Below are 16,839 nucleotides of genomic sequence, written 5' to 3'. Positions count from 1 at the left end.
TGGGGCTCCTGGAGTGGCCGGGGGCGGGCGGGTTCCCGCCCCCGGCGTTCGGGCTGCTGAGGTGTTTAGGCGGCGGCTTCGTCGTCGCTGGCCGGTTCGTCGGCTTCCTCGGCCTCCGGCTCGCTGCCGGACGTGATCGCGGCGCGGGGCTTCTTCTTCGACGGGTCGTAGGGCTCCCCGTCCACGACCGACTGCTCAATGGGCGTGAGCGGGTACCCGAGGGACGCGAGCACCTGGAACCACCGGCCGGTGGGCTTCCGCGTCCACGGGGCGTGCTGGCTGTCCGTGCGCCACGCCGAGCGATTCGCGCACTTCTCCCGGACGGCCGCGATGGCGGCGAACTGGAGCTGAGGGGCCCGGCGTGGGTCCTTGGCGACGTGCCCGGCGAAACTGCCCCGATCCTTGGCCTGCTCGGCGTTCAGGCCCAGGAACCCGGCCAGGATCTCGGTGGTGCCCTCCTTGTTCAGGTCGTCGGAGATTCCCCAACTGCCGTTCAAAAGAGCGTTATTGACGTGACCGATCAGGGTGTTGGTGGTGTTCTTCGGGAGGTTCCGCCGCTTGATCAGGTCCGTGATCCACTTCCGGCGCAGGGCCTCGGCCGCATCCCAGTCGATGTTCCCCTTCTTGACGGCGGCGCGGGCGGCGCGCTCGGCCTCCTTGTCGGCGGTGGTCATCGTGCCGCCGCTGGCGCTGGCACCCTCGGGCACCGCGTGCCCGTACAGACCGGGAGCGGAGCAGTAAGGCTCGTACCGGTCCCCCCGCCGCTCATCGAACACCCACACAAGCCCCTTGCACTCGGCGTGCTCCTCGGTGCTGATGCCCCGCAGTCGCCACACGGGCGTGGCCCGCTCGGACAGCTCCTCGGCGTCCCTGATCTTCTGCCCGGCCGTCTCCAGCTCCGCGCGGTGCGCCTCCGCCTTGACCCGCTTGTCGCGCTTGGTCCGCTCGATGGCGATGGCCCAGTCAACGTCTCCCTCGTCGGCGTCATCCTCGGCGGCGGCCTCGGTGATCGCGGCGAGTGCTTCGGCGTCGTCGGCGAACTCCGAGAGCGCGGCCAGGTGCTCGAAAGTCCACTCGTAGCTGCCCGCGCCGCTGACGGCGGCGCTCAACTTCTCGTCAGACCTGACCTTGACCAGCGTCTTGACGTCCTTCTGCCGAACACCTGCGGCCTTGGCGATGCGGCCGACCTGCGCGCCCGCCTCGGCGGCGCTGAACATGGCCTGGTTCATCTCGGACGGGCTGAGGCTCTTACGGTGCTGGGCGGTCGTGATCATGTCGAGGAACTGCCCGGCCGCGTCACGGTCGTCGTTCTCCCACTCGTACGGCAGGTGGGTGAGACCCGCGTCCGTCGCTGCGTGGTAGCGGCGGTTTCCGTCGTTGACCTGGAGGACTCCGCCGTCGAGCCGCTGGATCTTGACGGGAATGCGGCACCCTTCTGCGCGGAGCGATTCCACGAACGGCGCGTTCAGGTCAAGGTCTTCACGGGCGTTCTTCGGGTGCGGGGTGAGCGCGTCGATCCGGATGACGGGACGGGGGGTGACCGGCACGGTCTCCAGCCCTGCGGCGACGGCGGCGGCCAGTCGCTGGAACCCGTCGATGATCTGCGGCACGTCGCCGTGGGTGCGAACGACGTACAGCGGCTCCACGACGCCGTTGTCCTTCACGTCGGCCACCATTTCAGCCGGGGCCTCGATGTCGCGGACGTTGCCGGGGTGTGCGGCAAGCTCGGCGACCGTGAGGGTCGGCCACGGGGCAGGGGCAGCCTGGACGCCGGCCTGGGTCTTGGTGTTTGTCATCGGTCCTCCTTCTTCCTGGTGAGAGTCCTTCGGGCCGTTCGGCCCGGTGACGGTGTCGGCCGGAGGGTTGCCCTCCCCCCTTCCGACACCATTAATTAAACCATGTTCTTAAGAGTGAGGGAACCAGGGATGCTGTGATCGCCGTTACTTGCGTGCAGGGCTGCGGCGGCGCGGATCATCGCGGCAGCCTCGGCGGTTGTTCGCTCGGGCTCGTCCCCCCAGCACCACAGCAGGGTGCGCCGGTAGGCGTCCTCCGTTAGCTTCAGCTTTCGCCACCGGACGCCGGACACGGGGCGGCCGTTGATGTGGTTGCTGAGCACCACAAGGGAGTCGAACAGGGCGCGTTGGAAGACGTGCCACGGCTCACCGCGTACGGACCAGCGGGGCCGGGCGGAGCGTACGCCGCGCTCCCACGCGTGCAGCACGGTGCACGGGGCAGTGTCGCCCATCCGGCCGGGTTGCCAGAGGTGGTCACCCTGGTAGAGCCCGACGCGTTCGATGTGGTCGGCGGCGGCCGTGAGGATGCGGGCGGGGGTGGCCGGTGGCTTTCGTGACGGCACGGTTATGCCTCCTGGGGTGGGTCGCGGGCTCGGTGGCCGGGGGCGGCGGACGGCCGCCCCCGGCCTGGCGGGGTTACGCGGCTATGGACCCGGCCGTGGTGCGGCCGATCCGCTTACCGCCGATGTCGGCGCGGCTTCCCGCGACCCAACCGGCTCCGTACCCGTTGCCGGTCATGGTGGTGGTGCCGCCCTTCCGTGCACGCGGGTAAGCCTGCTGGTAGCTGCGCGAGACGATGGCCTTGCGGTCCGCAAGCACGAGGGCCGCGCTGCGGCCGGTGGCGGTGGTCTCACCCCTGGCCTCTTCGCGTGCGCCGCGCTCGGCCTCCTCAATGCGGTCGCCCACCCGGTTGATGAAGCCGAGGAGCCAGGACCGACGCCAGGCACGCGCCCCCTGGCCCGGCGGGACCGACTGAGCGGCCAGTCCGCTGTTCATCTGGAGCAGAAGAGAGGTGTAGAGCAGTTCGACGCGCTGAAGGTCGCCCGCATACCCGAAGATGTGCACCCGTCGGGCCGGACCGCTGCCGTCACGGCCAAGGTGGATCAGCTCGCACCCCAGGGCAAGCGCGATTCGGTTGATGAGGCGGACCCGCTCCATCGCCCACGGGTTGTCCAGAACGATCTTGCGGTCCGCCGGGGCGTCGCTGGCGGGGTTGGCGTCGTTGAGCATCGCCTGTTCGACGCCGTACTTCGCCATCATCTCGAATGCACGCTTCCGGGCAAGCTCCGCCTCCGACTCCGGCGTACGGGGGTCCTCCGCCTTGGCGAGGAGGGCGCGGATGGTTTCGAGCTTCGCGGGGACCTTCGTCGTGCTCACGTTCGTTCTCCTGGTGAGAGAGGTTGTCGGCGGCCGGTCGGCCTGCCGTGTGCCGGTCGGGGGTTGCCCTCCCCTTCCGACATCACTAATTAAACCATGTTCTAGGGGTTGGGTCAACCCGGACATAGGCCCTGACCTGCCCTTTTCCAGTTCCGCCGACCCGCACCCGCTCGGCCGGGCCCGGCCACAACGGGCCTGGGCGGGGTTCCCTCCTCGGTCGGACAGCTCCGCCGTATCAGGGTTCCGGGCGCGGTGTCCTGGCTCGCGTAGCGACCGCGCAGCGGCTCGGCCTGGACGCCGTGCCCGGGTTCCTGATACGCCCCCTGGGTGTCCGGCCGAGGAGGGAACCCCGCCTTCACCACCCGCACCACGACGGCGCGGCACCCGACCAACCAGCCCCCACCCCCTCCGAGGAGGACCCGCCGGAGGCAGCCTTTCGCTCTGGCCGGCACCCAACCAACCCGTGGTTCGAGATGTCCGCGGACCTGTGCCTACGGTGCGCGCGACGAGCACTGATTTCGAACAGGACTGGAGGCACGGGTGAGCACCACTTCGGCAGGACCGGTGAGCGCGGCGGACCTGCGGCGACGGGTTCGCGCTGCTGAAGCGCTGAAGGCGAAGACGCGGGAGATGGCAGCTACGAACGCGCTGAGCGCGCGTGAGGCCGCGGTGAACGCAGCCAAGGCGAAGGAGGAGGCCGACGCCACGGCCCGGGAAGCTACTGCTGTAGTTCTGCGGCTGTTCGGCAACGATGCCGAGTTGGTCTCGGAACTGCTGGGCGTGCCGGCGGAGGAGCTGGAACGCGAGGCGAAGCCTGTTACCGCCGCTCGTGCGAAGGAGATCATCGAATCGCTGCGGGCCCGTGCCGAGCGCCCCCGCCCCACCCGGGCCCGGAAGCCTCGGGCCGCTGCGGCGGAAGCGGCTTCTTCGGCCTCGGGCAGCCCGGCCCCGGTCGTCACAGCGGACGGTAGCCGGGCTGATGCCTCCTGAGAACGACCTCGGGCCCGGACTCTTCCCGCTCGCGGCGGTGAACGAGTCCGGGCCCATTCACGTTGATGAGCAACTTGCCCTCATCGGTAAGCCAACGCCCGTGCCTATACCGGCTGTTGAGTGGTCAGTCTGGCTTGCCAACAAGTCCGTTCAAGCCCGGTACTGGGCAAAGGTCTACCGAACAGGGTCAACCGAGGACTGCTGGTTCTTCTTCGGCGGGATCTCCAGCACCGGCCACGCCAGCTTCAGGGCCGCCTCGCGGCCGGGCAGGACGCGACGCGGCACGGTGCCGGGCCACCTCTACGGGTACCAGCTCGCGCACGGTGCCATCCCTCGGCTCGGTTGGGGCACCGACAGCCCGACCGTCTGCCACACCTGCGACAACCACTCCTGCCAGCAGCCGACGCACCTGCGACTGGGGACGGCGGCGGAGAACCGTGCCGAATGGCTGGCCCGCCGCAGAGACCCGGGTAGCCCCCTCGCAGACCTTCGCGGCCCGGCCGGACGCTCCCGCGCGATCGGCGCCACCATCCGAGCCGGTCGAACAAAGCATGAGTCGGACCAAGAGATCGCGGACCGCGTCCGAACTGCCATTGCAGCCGGGCGGCCACTCAGCCTCTGGTGAGGTGGCACCCAGTTCGCTGGGGCCCTGCATCGAACTACTCAAGGAGATGGATGGCATCCTGCCCGACTGCCGCACGCGCTCCAGTCCGGGGACACCTGACCCCCGGTTGTGGCCCCAGCGAGATGGCGTACAGAGCCAGCGACGCCCCAGTGTCAGTGGCACCGCCTACGCTTAGCCCTGCAAGGGTGTCATGCCGACAATCCCCTTCCAGGGTGTGGTCCGGAGGGCGGTCGGCCGAGTCGAATCCCGAGGTCAACCATGCAGCTCGCCGACCACTTCAACGAATTCCTGCGCACCACGGTGAACCTGGGGCAAGTTAAGCTCGACCTTCTCGATACTCGAGTGGACACGATCTATCGGGCGCTTAAAGCGGACGAGAAGATTGGCTCGCTGGTACTGGACAAGATCCCTCAGGGTTCATGGGCGCATCGGACGATCATCGCCCCTGTCGGTGAAGCAGAGTTCGATGCGGACGTGATGCTGCTGATGACCGAGAACCCGGACTGGGCACAGAGCCCCAAGACCTACATCGAAGAGGTGTATGGCGCCCTGCACCGGCACAGCGCTTACAAGAACATGCCGCACTCGCGCAAGTGCCGATGCGTGCGGCTGGTCTATAGCAACTCAATGCATGTGGACCTCGTTCCCTACATAGTGCTGGCAGATGGCCGAGAGGTAATCGTCAACCGAGATCAGAACACCTGGGAGTACACCGACTCACAGGGCTTCACCACTTGGATGCGCACTCAGGACCAGACCGCCCAAGGGAATTTGCGCAAGGTCATCCGGTTGATGAAGTTCCTGCGGGATCACAAGGGATCGTTCACTGGGACTCGGTCGGTGATCCTGACGACGTTGCTTGGTAACCAAGTTCACGCTTACAAGAAGTTCGCCGATCCGGGCTATTACCGGGACGTACCCACCGCGCTGCTGCACATCGTCGGCGACCTGGACACCTATCTGCAGGCAAACGAAAGCAAGCCCTCGGTCGCCGACCCTTCCGGGTCTGGGGTGACCTTCGACCACCGTTGGGAGCAGAACACGTACTCCTACTTCCGCGACCGCATTCACAAGCACGCCGCCGAGATCTACGACGCCTACTACGCCGAGGATAAGGTCACGAGCGTACGGCTGTGGCAAGGCATTTTCGGCCCCGGGTTCAAAGCCCCGGTCGCGGCAACCAGCAGCGCCAAGTTCCCCGTGGCCACCACCGCAGTCACCGCCGTAGCGCGGCCAGGTCGCGCCGGGTGAGCAGCAGGAAGAACCGCCCCATACCGACGGACTGGCAGAAGCAGGCCCTAGCCGACCTACGCGAGGCGGCGGCCGAGCAGCCGGACGTGCTGCGTCTGGTGGGGCTGCCGGCCTGCGGTCAGAACGGTGCCCTCCTGGTGACACTGCGGCTGTACACCGGCGCCTTGGCCACCGCGAACGACGGTCTGGTTCTGCAAGAGCACGAGAGGTTCGTCCTGGCCCTGCCAGCCTCACCGCTGTCCGCGACCACCGTCGAGGTCGCGCATTGGAGGTTCGCCGGCTACCCACACGTGCTGCAGGGGCGCCAGTTGTGTATCTTCTTGGACCCCGCCCGCGAGTGGGATCCGGTGCGCGGAGGCATACGGGCGTATCTGAACCGGTTGTGGTCCTGGCTGGCGGACGCGGCAGCGGGCCAGTTCGACGCCTCGAAGGCGATGTACCACGCGGTCGGCGGCGTGCTCCACCACACGCCCGGCACCCCGACTTTGGTCGTACGCGTTCCCGGCCCCAACCAGCGGATCCAAACCGGCTACCTAGTCGCGCGCACCGAGCACCGCCTGGACCTGGCCTACAGTCCGCCCCCGGAAGGCGGGGCGGTACGGGTGCCGGTGGTCACCGTTGCAGGCGCGCTGCCGCTCGGCGGTGGCACTACTTTCGCCGCGCTGCTGTCCTACGTGGACGACCCTCCGTTGGACCGCCTGCGGAGAAGCCCGCCGCAGGCGTCCGCCCAGTCGCCGGCGATCTTGACCACGCTCGCGGCCAGTGCGGCCCGCAACCCCGAGGGCTCCCCGCAGTACCTGATCCTGGCGGTCCCGCACCCCGCGGGCGGCCCGCCCCACCTGTTGGGGGCACGCCTTCCCGCGCCCGCCGCGGACGCACTGCGGCACATGGCCCACGAGCAGGGTTCCGCGCTGAGCATCGACGCCTCCCGCATCCGCTCGGACCTACTGATCGAATGGTGCCCCGTGTCCGATGAACGGCCCGTCGTGACCACACGTCGCGACGACAGGAGCCCGATCGGGGGCTTCCTCGGCAAAACCGTGCATGTCTGGGGCTGCGGCGGTCTCGGCTCCTGGATCGCCGAGTTCGTCGTCCGCGCCGGCGCCTCGCAGGTGACCGTGTGCGATCCCGGAACCGTCAGCGGCGGACTACTGGTCCGGCAAAACTACGTCGAGGCCGACGTCGGATCCTCCAAGGCCGAGGCCCTGGCCCGGCGGCTGCGAGAAATCAACGACACCGTGGCGATCCACGTCCACGACGGCACACTGCCCGACGCTGCTGCACTGGCGGGTGCCGAAGTCATTATCGACGCGACCGTCAGCATCGCTATGGGGCACATTCTGGAGCACCTCGCAGCTATCGAGGAGCCCCGCCCGATCCTGGCTCAGGTAGCCACCGACACCCGCACCGGCACCCTGGGCCTCCTGAGCGTCTCCGCGCCTACCACCGCGCAGGGGCCCAGCAGCATCGACACTGCCGCTGGGAAGATCGTACTGACCGACCCCGCCCTGGAGCTGTACCACCGGCTGTGGCAGGACACCCCTGACGGCGACGAACTCGTACCGACCCGCGGCTGCTCAGTGCCCACCTTCCATGGATCATCGGCCGACCTTGCCGCCGTCGCCGGAACATTGACGTCCTTCCTGGGAATGCACCTGACCACTCCCAACTCGGGCACGCACCTGGTCGCGCTCCCTCACGCCGCCGGATCGCCCCATCACCATTTCCTGCCCCACGACCCGCCACCAGCCGCGCCCTGACCCACCCCGGGCGCACTGGGCCTGGTCGCGTCGGCAACAGGGCGAACGCAGCACCTGGTTAACGGTGCGCCCACGGGTGCCGGTGCGTCAGGGGATCTCCAAGGCACGTCGGTATCCGCTCGGCGTGCGATCGTAAAGCACCAGCGCCGGGTGCACCTGTCGGTCGCGTACCCGTCCCAGGCTCACCCCGGCCGAGAGCGGCACCGCGAACAGCACGTGCAGGCATCGCACCTGCTTCGCGCTCGCCTCCAGGTCCGCGAACAGTGACCGCAGCACCTCCTGGAACCGGGTCAGGGACGCGCGGTTGCGCAGCACGTCCGGCGCGGATGCGGCCCCGACGGGGCTGACGCGGTACCGGCGCAGCCCGGCGAGCTGCTGCGGGACCTCCTCGGGCTGGATGGTGCCGGAGAGGTTCAGCACGAGCACCGCCTCAGGCGCGGGCGGCTGGTCCACATCGAGGTGGACCGCGAAGTCGACCACCGGCGCTGTTTGCGACCACGACCAGGACTCGTCCTCGCGGTGGCGCTGGTAGACGTCGGTAGGCACAGTGTCGTCTAGACGGGACCCGAGGTAGACCAACAGCGGCAGCCGGGCGAAGCCGAAGACGCTCAGATGCGCAACCTTGTCGCGGGCGATGCCCCGGTTGAGCTGATTGTCGATGACCTCGTCGATGACGGCGGTGGCCGCCCTGTAGTAGGCCGCGCCTCCAGTCTCCTCGTCGGGGATGTCACGCAGGTCAATCGTCATCTCGCCGGCCACGTGGCGCAGGTCAATCTCCACGCCGTGCCGCTCATAGGACTCGAGGAACAGCGGGAACCGGTCCCCGGAGGTGATCACCGCAGTAGCGGCGGTCTGCCGGGTCAGCTCGACTTCCTGGCCGCGCACCCGGCCCACCATCCGCAGCACCGTGGTCGCCCGGTCGTCAGCCAGCCCGGTCACATGCTTGATGCGGTCCTCGTGGGCGCGCTTGAGCGCGCGCAGTCGTTCCACGGTGAACACGTCCAGGGTGCCGGAAGCATCGATCTCGTCGTGCTCGTCGGCGCAGACCAACATCAAGTTGTCGGCAGAGTCACGCTCCCCCAGGTCATGTTCACCTCGCGGGGAGCCTGCAGTCGGTTGCTGACCCACGATGTGCGCCAACTCCCCCTGCCGCACGGTGCGGTCTGTCATTCCGCCGTCAAGCAGATACCTGTTGCAGATCGAGCACCGGCCGCCACTACGCACCCACACCTCCAAACGAACAGGGGCTGGAATGGCTCGCCTTCCACCGCCCTGCCCGGGTGCCTTCTTCGCCATACCCTGCCCCCCTCGCTCAGCGTCCGTCTACCGGGGCCATTGTCGGGCATCGGCCAGCCCACGCGCGGGTAAGTCGGGCAGCATCGAGAACCTTTGAACGACAAAAGTGTCATCCAGCCCTTTCCGGCTGAGCTCTCAAGCTGCATCGGCGAGGTCTTGGGACACCGCCGCGGCCATAGCCCACTTGACGGCGGCCACAACCTCATCGTCCGAGGCCTCCAGCAGGTGTCCATACCTGTCCACGGTTGTCGTGATCGACTCGTGGCCGAGGCGGGCCTGGATCACGGGTAGTGGAACCTTGCCGGCGATGAGCCACGAAGCGTGCGTGTGACGGAGGTCGTGGATCCGCGGCCTCTTGGTGAGCCCGGCGGCGTTGGCCGCGTCGAGGGCGGGCTTCCAGCGGTGCGCGTGGAACACGCCTGAGTGCCAGGCTCCCCCTTCAGGGGCGGTGAAGATCAGGTCGGTCGGCTTCTTGCCCAGACAGCGCCGCTGGAACAGTTTTACCTGCTCCGGCGTCAGCACGAGGGTGCGCCGCGACTTCTTCGTCTTGGGGGCGCCGAGGAACGTCCCACCCTCGCCGCGCCGCTTCCAGGCCCGCTGCACGCGGAGCGTGGGCCTTTTGCCCACCAGGGTGAAGTCCCGGGGCTGAAGCGCCGTTATCTCGCCCCACCGGAGCCCTGTACTCACCAAAACATCAACGATGTCCACGGCATCCGCCCGGACGTGCTGCCGGAGAACGGCGTACTCATCGGGTTCGAGGAACACCTCGTCGTCCTCGGTGTCGTTCCCCTTGGGGAGCCGGGTGTGCGCGCAGGGGTTCGAGTCACGCAGCGCCGGATCGGCGGTCACGGCCGACTGGAGAATGCTGAACAGCAGGCCGTGCAGGTTCGCGATCGTCTTGGCGGCGTACGGCCGACGCTTGGTTCCCGCAGGATGCAGCGGCCCAGGCTTGCCGCCCTGGAGGTCGAGAATCCACTGACTGATGTGGGCGCGTGTGAACCGCGGGCCTCGGTCGGAAACCGACAGGTCTCCGAACCAGGGAATCAGATGGTTATCGATGAATCTGGTGTAGTTCGTGCGCGTGTGATCCGATATGTCGGTGAGTAGCCCCACGTAGACGTGTGCGTACATCGCGAACATCTCAGCGTCAGGCACCGCGGGCTCGTCAGGCTTGACGAAGCCCCTGCCTTTGATCCACCCCGGGGGCCATTGCTGTCCGTGACCGTTCACCAAGTCCCGGAACCGTTCCGCCGGGTCGAGATCCTCAAAGGTCTCGTTGCACCACGGGTCGGTGCGACCGCCGCCGGCCCGCCAGTAGACGGTGTGGGAGGCCCCTCCGGAGCTCAGTTTTTTCGTCTTGATGTAGGCCATGGAGACAAGCGTACGAGGCCTCGGTGCGGTACCCGTGCGGTACTCCGCTCGCCCAACGCCCCCCCAAACGGGCGTTTCCGCAGGTCATGACGTTTCTGCTGTGGTGGGGCGGGTGGGACTCGAACCCACGGCCGACGGATTATGAGTCCGCTGCTCTAACCGGCTGAGCTACCGCCCCGTTTCGGCGTGGCGCGTACAGGTGTACGCGCCGTCTGCCGCAGCATAGCCGGTCATACGATCTCCTGCTGCGGATGATCGGCTTCGCATGACCTTGAAGACCTCGCTGCGCGCTGCCCGGTTCCAGGCGGTGCGGAATCCCCCCGAAAGAGTCACGGACCGCCCCGCGCGGGCACACGAAAAAGGACCCCGAAGGGCCCTCTTCCGCATCGCTCCCCCGACTGGACTCGAACCAGTAACCCTCCGGTTAACAGCCGAATGCTCTGCCAATTGAGCTACAGGGGATTGCGCTCCCCCGACTGGACTCGAACCAGTAACCTGCCGGTTAACAGCCGGCTGCTCTGCCAATTGAGCTACAGGGGATTGCTGCGGTGCCTCGAATCGTACCTGCCTGGCTGAAGCCGAGCGGCGCGCGTTCGCTGCGACACATACATTAGCGCAACCAGGGGGGTGCTCCGCCAATCGGTATCCCCCGGGGTGATCTCGGGTGTGTGCGGGTAGGCGGGCAGCACACGTCGCACGGAGTGAAGGAAGGGTGGCAGCCATGCGGTACCGGCTCACGTTCATCGCCGGAGTGGCCCTCGGTTACGTGCTCGGCACGCGAGCCGGGCGCGAGCGTTACGAGCAGCTGAAGAAGGCCGCGCAGCAACTGGCCGAGAATCCCGCGGTGCGGAACGCGGCGGAGTCCGCCGCGCACGGCGGCCGGGACTTCGCCGGCAAGGCCTACCACTCGGTGAGCGAGAAGGTCGGGGACAAGGTCCCCGTGTCCGTCTCGGACCGGGTGCGCTCGCTGCGTGAGCGCAGCGGCCACAACGGAAGCGACGACTGGGGCACGACCAACACCTGAGGCCCGTTCCCGCACCGGGCGCACCGCCCGGTGCGGGAACGGTCCGCGGGTGCGGCAGAATCTTGTGCATGGGCATAGTCGCCGGCTTGGACAGTTCATCCGCCTTCACGCACATCGTCGTCTGCGACACGGACACCGGTGAGGTACTGCGGCAGGGATACGCCGCGCACCCCATCGAGGCCAAGGCCTCCGAGGTGGATCCGCAGGCGTGGCTGCTCTCACTCGGTGAGGCGGCCTCCGGAGGGCTGCTCGAAGGGGTGCAGGCCATCGGTGTGTCCGCGCAGCAGCACGGTCTGGTGCCGCTGGACCACCAGGGCAATCTCGTACGGCCTGCGCTGCTCGGCAACGACCGGAGGGCGCAGGCCGCCGCGGCCGACCTGATCGACGGGCTCGGAGGGCGGCAGCCCTGGGCCGAGGCGGTCGGCGCCGTGCCGCAGGCCGCACAGCCCGTGACGAAGCTGCGGTGGATGGCGCGGAGCGAGCCGGAGAACGCGCAGCGGGTCGCCGCGGTCCTCCAGCCGCACGACTGGCTGGTGTGGCAGCTCCTCGGCCGGCCCACCCGCCGGACGACGGACCGCGGTGCCGCGTCCGGCACCGGTTACTGGTCGGCGGGCTCCGGTTCCTACCGCCCCGATCTCGTGGAGCTCGCGCTCGGCCACCATGCCGCGCTGCCCGAGGTCCTCGGCCCGGCCGACGCGGCCGGTATGACACCCGAAGGGCTGCTGATCTCGGCGGGCACCGGCGAGACGATGGCCGCTGCCTTCGGGCTCGGTGTCGCCGTCGGGGACGCCGTCGTGTCGCTGGGTGCCTCCGGCTCGGTGATGGCCGTGCACCACGAGGCACTGGCCGACCCGACGGGGATGATCACCTCCTTCGCCGACGCGACCGGTATGCATCTGCCGGTCGTCCACACGTCGAACGCGGTGCGCGCGCTGCGCGGTACGGCGGAGATGCTGGGGGTGGACGGACTGGACGAACTGTCCGCGCTGGCGCTGAAGTCGACGCCGGGTGCGTCGGGACTCGTCCTGCTGCCGTATCTGGAGGGTGAGCGCACCCCGCATCTGCCGCACACCGCGGGAACCCTGAGCGGGCTGCGGCGCGAGTCGATGAAGCCGGAGCACCTGGCGCGGGCCGCCTTCGAGGGGATGCTCTGCTCGCTGGCCGACGCACTGGACGTGCTGCGGGACCGGGGCGTCGAGGTGCGGCGGGTGTTCCTGCTGGGCGCGGCCGCCGAGCTGCCCGCCGTGCAGGCGCTGGCGCCCCTCGTATTCGGCACCCAGGTCGTCGTGCCGCAGCCCGCCGAGTACGCGGCGCTGGGGGCGGCCCGGCAGGCGGCGTGGGCCCTCGGGGCGTCGCAGGGGAAACTCGACCCCCGCACTCCCCCGGCGTGGCAGGACGCCGAGGCGCAGGTGCTGGAGCCGGGTGACGAGCTCGCGGTCGGCCGCGCAGTGCGCCAGCAGTACGGGGCGACCCGGGACCAGGTCCACCCCGGGGCGTTCGGCGGTACCGCCTGAGGTGCGCGATCCCGGAATTTGACCGCGGCTTGAGGAAAAGCGATGGCAGCAGCGGTCCGGAGTACCGGAGTATGGATCGGCCTCTGCCTTTCGCCGACACCGAGAGACTCGTGTGCTCATAAAACTTCTGCGGACCTTCCTCGGTCCGTACAGACGTCCCATCATGCTGCTGGTGCTGCTCCAGCTCCTGCAGACCTGCGCAAGCCTGTACCTGCCCAGCCTCAACGCGGACATCATCGACAACGGTGTCGTGCGGGGTGACACGGCATACATCCTGCGGTACGGCGCCGTGATGATCGCGGTCAGCGTCATTCAGGTCGTCTGCAACATCGGGGCGGTGTACCACGGCGCCGGAACGGCCTCTGCGCTCGGCCGGGACGTGCGGGCGTCGATCTTCGGGCGGGTGCAGTCGTTCTCGGCACGCGAGGTGGGCCGGTTCGGGGCACCTTCGCTGATCACCCGTACGACCAACGACGTGCAGCAGGTCCAGATGCTCGTCCTGATGGCGTTCACGCTGATGGTCTCGGCACCCATCATGTGCGTCGGCGGCGTCGTCATGGCGCTCGGCCAGGACGTCCCTCTGTCGGCGGTGCTGCTGGCCGTGCTGCCCGTCCTCGGCATCTCGGTGAGCCTGATCGTGCGGAGGATGAGGCCGCTGTTCCGCATGATGCAGGTGCGGCTGGACACGGTGAACCGTGTGCTGCGCGAGCAGATCACCGGCAATCGCGTCATCCGCGCCTTCATCCGTGACGGCTACGAGGAGGAACGCTTCCGCGGCGCCAACACGGAGCTGACGGGCGTCGCGGTGTCCACGGGGCGGCTGATGGCCCTCATGTTCCCGACGGTGATGACGGTAGTGAACCTGTCGTCGATCGCCGTGGTCTGGTTCGGGGCACACCGGATCGACAGCGGCGGCATGCAGATCGGGGCACTGACCGCGTTCCTCGCGTATCTGATGCAGATCGTCATGTCGGTGATGATGGCCACCTTCATGTTCATCATGGTGCCGCGCGCCGAGGTCTGCGCCGAGCGCATCCAGGAGGTCCTGGAGACCGAGTCGAGTGTGGTACCGCCGGGCTCCCCGGTCACCAAGCTGCTCAAGCACGGTCATCTGGAGCTACGGGGCGTGGAGTTCCGGTACCCGGGCGCCGAGGAGCCGGTACTGCGCTCGGTCGATCTCGTGGCGCGGCCCGGCGAGACGACCGCGATCATCGGGTCGACGGGCAGCGGGAAGTCGACGCTGCTCGGGCTCGTACCGCGGCTGTTCGACGCGACGGACGGCGAGGTCCTCGTCGACGGCGCCGACGTGTCCACGCTGGATCCGGTCCTGCTGGCGAGGACCGTGGGGCTGGTCCCGCAGAAGCCGTACCTGTTCTCCGGGACGGTCGCGACGAATCTGCGCTACGGCAATCCGGACGCGACCGACGAAGACCTGTGGCACGCGCTGGAGGTGGCGCAGGCGAAGGACTTCGTAAAACGGCTGGAGCACGGCCTGGACGCGCCGATCGCGCAGGGCGGAACGAATGTCTCGGGTGGTCAGCGGCAGCGGCTCGCGATCGCCCGGACGCTGGTGCGGCAGCCGGAGATCTATCTCTTCGACGACTCGTTCTCCGCCCTCGACTACGCGACGGACGCCGCGCTGCGCGGTGCGCTGTCCCGTGAGACCGCGGGGGCGACGGTGGTGATCGTGGCCCAGCGGGTGTCCACGATCCGTGACGCCGACCGGATCCTGGTGCTGGACGAGGGCCGGGTCGTCGGGACGGGCAGCCACCACGAGTTGATGGACGGCAACGAAACCTACCGGGAGATCGTGCTCTCGCAGCTGACGGAAGCGGAGGCCGCCTGATGGCAGGACCGGGCGGACGGATGATGGCCCAGGGGCCCACCGAGCGGTCCCTGGACTTCAAGGGTTCGGGGAAGCGGCTGCTGAGACGGTTCAGCAGGGAGAAGTCCTCGCTGTATCTGATGCTGGGCGCCTGCACGCTGAGCGTGGCGCTCTCCGTGGCGGGGCCCAAGATCCTCGGCGGGGCCACGGACCTGATCTTCGCGGGCGTCGTCGGGCGGCAGATGCCGGACGGCATGACGAAGCAGCAGGCCGTCGACGACCTGCGCGAGCAGGACAGCGGCGGGCTCGCAGACATGCTGTCCGGGGTGGACTTCACGCCCGGCGAGGGCATCGACTTCGGTGCGGTGGGCCAGGTCCTGCTGGCGGCGCTGGTGGTGTACGTCGGCGCGGGGCTGCTCATGCTGGTGTCGACGCGGCTGTCGATCCGGGTGATCAACCGGGTCGTCTTCCAGCTGCGCGAGGACCTGCAGACCAAGCTGTCGCGGCTGCCGCTGTCCTATTTCGACCGGCAGCAGCGGGGCGAGGTGCTGAGCCGGGCGACGAACGACATCGACAACATCTCGCAGACGATGCAGCAGACGATGGGCCAGCTCATCAACTCGCTTCTGACCATCGTCGGCGTCGTGTTCATGATGTTCTGGATCTCACCCCTGCTGGCCCTGGTGGCGCTGGTGACGATCCCGCTGTCGGTGTTCGTGGCGACGCGGGTCGGCAAGCGGTCGCAGCCGCATTTCGTGGCGCAGTGGAAGGTGACGGGCAGGCTCAACGCCCACATCGAGGAGATGTACACAGGCCACACCCTGGTGAAGGTCTTCGGGCGGCAGGACGAGGCCGCGAGGGACTTCGCCGAGCAGAACGACGCGCTGTACGAGGCGGGCTTCAGGGCGCAGTTCAACAGCGGGATCATGCAGCCGCTGATGATGTTCGTCTCGAATCTGAACTATGTGCTGGTCGCCGTCGTCGGCGGGCTGCGCGTGGCGTCGGGTTCGCTGTCGATCGGTGACGTGCAGGCGTTCATCCAGTACTCGCGGCAGTTCTCGATGCCGCTGACGCAGGTCGCCTCGATGGCGAACCTCGTGCAGTCGGGCATCGCCTCGGCCGAGCGGGTCTTCGGCCTGCTGGACGCCGAGGAGCAGACGCCCGACCCCGATCCGGGAGAACGGCCGAAGGAGCTGCGGGGCAGCGTCTCGCTGGAGAACGTCTCCTTCCGGTACGACCCGGAGAAGCCGCTCATCGAGGACCTCTCGCTGAACGTGGAACCAGGACACACGGTCGCGATCGTCGGACCGACGGGCGCCGGCAAGACGACACTGGTCAATCTGCTGATGCGGTTCTACGAGGTGACGGGCGGCCGGATCACCCTCGACGGGGTCGACGCGGCGAGGATGACGCGCGACGAACTCCGTTCGGGCATAGGCATGGTGCTCCAGGACACCTGGCTTTTCGGCGGCACGATCGCGGAGAACATCGCCTACGGTGCCGCGGGCGAGGTGACCCGGGAGGAGATCGAGGAGGCGGCGCGGGCGGCCCACGCCGACCGTTTCGTCCGTACCCTGCCCGGCGGTTACGACACGGTGATCGACGACGAGGGGTCCGGGGTGAGCGCGGGCGAGAAGCAGCTGATCACCATCGCGCGGGCGTTCCTGTCCGACCCGGTGATCCTGGTGCTCGACGAGGCCACCAGCTCGGTGGACACCCGTACCGAGGTGCTGATCCAGAAGGCCATGGCGCGGCTGGCCCACGGCCGTACGAGCTTCGTGATCGCGCACCGGCTCTCCACCATCAGGGACGCGGACGTGATCCTGGTGATGGAGGACGGTGCGATCGTCGAACAGGGCACGCACGACGAGCTGCTGGCGGCGGAGGGCGCCTACGCCCGCCTGTACGCCGCGCAGTTCGCCCAGGCCCCGGCCGAGGTCGACTGACGGCGGCGGACGGCTCCGGGGACGCACGGAGGGCGGGGACGGCTCGCGGTAGCTGCCCCCGCCCTCC

General features: G+C 68.4%; 12 protein-coding genes and 3 tRNA genes. 7 read left to right on the top strand and 8 right to left on the bottom strand.

From position 1 onward, the window contains the following. Positions 1-65: 65 nt before the first annotated feature. The 3 genes from ABZ441_RS11885 to ABZ441_RS11875 all read right to left on the bottom strand — a co-directional run bounded on the left by ABZ441_RS11885 (position 66) and on the right by ABZ441_RS11875 (position 3,170). Complete coding sequence (locus ABZ441_RS11885) at positions 66-1,796, bottom strand: ParB N-terminal domain-containing protein (protein WP_358971353.1); 1,731 nt, start codon at positions 1,794-1,796, stop codon at positions 66-68. A gap of 95 nt (positions 1,797-1,891) precedes the next feature. After that, a complete protein-coding gene (locus tag ABZ441_RS11880; protein WP_358971350.1) occupies positions 1,892-2,356 on the bottom strand; it encodes a DUF6197 family protein in 465 nt (154 codons plus the stop codon). A 73-nt stretch (positions 2,357-2,429) separates the two neighbouring features. After that, complete coding sequence (locus ABZ441_RS11875) at positions 2,430-3,170, bottom strand: DUF2786 domain-containing protein (RefSeq protein WP_358971347.1); 741 nt, start codon at positions 3,168-3,170, stop codon at positions 2,430-2,432. Between the two features lie 540 nt (positions 3,171-3,710). Between ABZ441_RS11875 and ABZ441_RS11870 the strand changes: the two genes are divergently transcribed. The 3 genes from ABZ441_RS11870 (at position 3,711) to ABZ441_RS11860 (ending at position 7,796) form a co-directional block, all read left to right on the top strand. Then, on the top strand, positions 3,711-4,160 hold the full coding sequence (locus ABZ441_RS11870; protein WP_358971344.1) for a hypothetical protein: 450 nt from the start codon (positions 3,711-3,713) through the stop codon (positions 4,158-4,160). Positions 4,161-5,043: 883 nt separating this feature from the next. Continuing rightward, complete coding sequence (locus ABZ441_RS11865; RefSeq protein ID WP_358971341.1) at positions 5,044-6,036, top strand: cyclic GMP-AMP synthase DncV-like nucleotidyltransferase; 993 nt, start codon at positions 5,044-5,046, stop codon at positions 6,034-6,036. Next, positions 6,033-7,796: a ThiF family adenylyltransferase gene (locus ABZ441_RS11860; protein WP_358971338.1), complete on the top strand. Its 1,764-nt coding sequence runs from the start codon at positions 6,033-6,035 to the stop codon at positions 7,794-7,796. The genes ABZ441_RS11865 and ABZ441_RS11860 overlap by 4 nt, the downstream gene beginning before the upstream one ends. Positions 7,797-7,883: 87 nt before the next feature. On the opposite strand, the gene ABZ441_RS11855 is transcribed toward ABZ441_RS11860, so the two are convergent. The 5 genes from ABZ441_RS11855 to ABZ441_RS11835 all read right to left on the bottom strand — a co-directional run bounded on the left by ABZ441_RS11855 (position 7,884) and on the right by ABZ441_RS11835 (position 11,003). After that, the gene (locus ABZ441_RS11855) at positions 7,884-9,092 is read right to left on the bottom strand and encodes an HNH endonuclease (RefSeq protein WP_358971335.1); all 1,209 of its coding nucleotides are present in this window, start codon (positions 9,090-9,092) and stop codon (positions 7,884-7,886) included. A 135-nt stretch (positions 9,093-9,227) separates the two neighbouring features. Then, complete coding sequence (locus ABZ441_RS11850; RefSeq protein ID WP_358971332.1) at positions 9,228-10,463, bottom strand: tyrosine-type recombinase/integrase; 1,236 nt, start codon at positions 10,461-10,463, stop codon at positions 9,228-9,230. Between the two features lie 101 nt (positions 10,464-10,564). Continuing rightward, positions 10,565-10,641 (bottom strand) — tRNA-Ile (locus ABZ441_RS11845). A 211-nt stretch (positions 10,642-10,852) separates the two neighbouring features. Then, a tRNA-Asn gene (locus tag ABZ441_RS11840) sits at positions 10,853-10,925 on the bottom strand. Between the two features lie 5 nt (positions 10,926-10,930). Next, positions 10,931-11,003 (bottom strand) — tRNA-Asn (locus ABZ441_RS11835). A gap of 181 nt (positions 11,004-11,184) precedes the next feature. Between ABZ441_RS11835 and ABZ441_RS11830 the strand changes: the two genes are divergently transcribed. From ABZ441_RS11830 to ABZ441_RS11815, 4 genes are all read left to right on the top strand, one after another. Further along, on the top strand, positions 11,185-11,487 hold the full coding sequence (locus ABZ441_RS11830; protein WP_031091765.1) for a YtxH domain-containing protein: 303 nt from the start codon (positions 11,185-11,187) through the stop codon (positions 11,485-11,487). Between the two features lie 68 nt (positions 11,488-11,555). Further along, complete coding sequence (locus ABZ441_RS11825) at positions 11,556-13,001, top strand: FGGY family carbohydrate kinase (protein ID WP_358971329.1); 1,446 nt, start codon at positions 11,556-11,558, stop codon at positions 12,999-13,001. A 112-nt stretch (positions 13,002-13,113) separates the two neighbouring features. Beyond that, positions 13,114-14,847, top strand: coding sequence for an ABC transporter ATP-binding protein (locus ABZ441_RS11820; protein ID WP_358971326.1), 1,734 nt, complete (start codon positions 13,114-13,116; stop codon positions 14,845-14,847). Then, positions 14,847-16,772: an ABC transporter ATP-binding protein gene (locus ABZ441_RS11815; protein WP_358971324.1), complete on the top strand. Its 1,926-nt coding sequence runs from the start codon at positions 14,847-14,849 to the stop codon at positions 16,770-16,772. Before ABZ441_RS11820 ends, ABZ441_RS11815 begins: the two co-directional genes overlap by 1 nt. The last annotated feature ends 67 nt before the right edge of the window (positions 16,773-16,839 follow it).

The organism is Streptomyces sp. NPDC005752, assembly GCF_040630715.1.
Lineage (GTDB): Bacteria > Actinomycetota > Actinomycetes > Streptomycetales > Streptomycetaceae > Streptomyces.
This window is presented reverse-complemented; position numbering and strand designations above follow the sequence as displayed.

What these genes read in the sequence shown, in the direction of transcription:
- ABZ441_RS11885 (WP_358971353.1), bottom strand. Translation starts at nt 1,796, where the DNA reads ATGACAAACACCAAGACCCAGGCCGGCGTCCAGGCTGCCCCTGCCCCG.
- ABZ441_RS11865 (WP_358971341.1), top strand. Translation starts at nt 5,044, where the DNA reads ATGCAGCTCGCCGACCACTTCAACGAATTCCTGCGCACCACGGTGAAC.
- ABZ441_RS11855 (WP_358971335.1), bottom strand. Translation starts at nt 9,092, where the DNA reads ATGGCGAAGAAGGCACCCGGGCAGGGCGGTGGAAGGCGAGCCATTCCA.
- ABZ441_RS11850 (WP_358971332.1), bottom strand. Translation starts at nt 10,463, where the DNA reads ATGGCCTACATCAAGACGAAAAAACTGAGCTCCGGAGGGGCCTCCCAC.
- ABZ441_RS11830 (WP_031091765.1), top strand. Translation starts at nt 11,185, where the DNA reads ATGCGGTACCGGCTCACGTTCATCGCCGGAGTGGCCCTCGGTTACGTG.
- ABZ441_RS11825 (WP_358971329.1), top strand. Translation starts at nt 11,556, where the DNA reads ATGGGCATAGTCGCCGGCTTGGACAGTTCATCCGCCTTCACGCACATC.
- ABZ441_RS11815 (WP_358971324.1), top strand. Translation starts at nt 14,847, where the DNA reads ATGGCAGGACCGGGCGGACGGATGATGGCCCAGGGGCCCACCGAGCGG.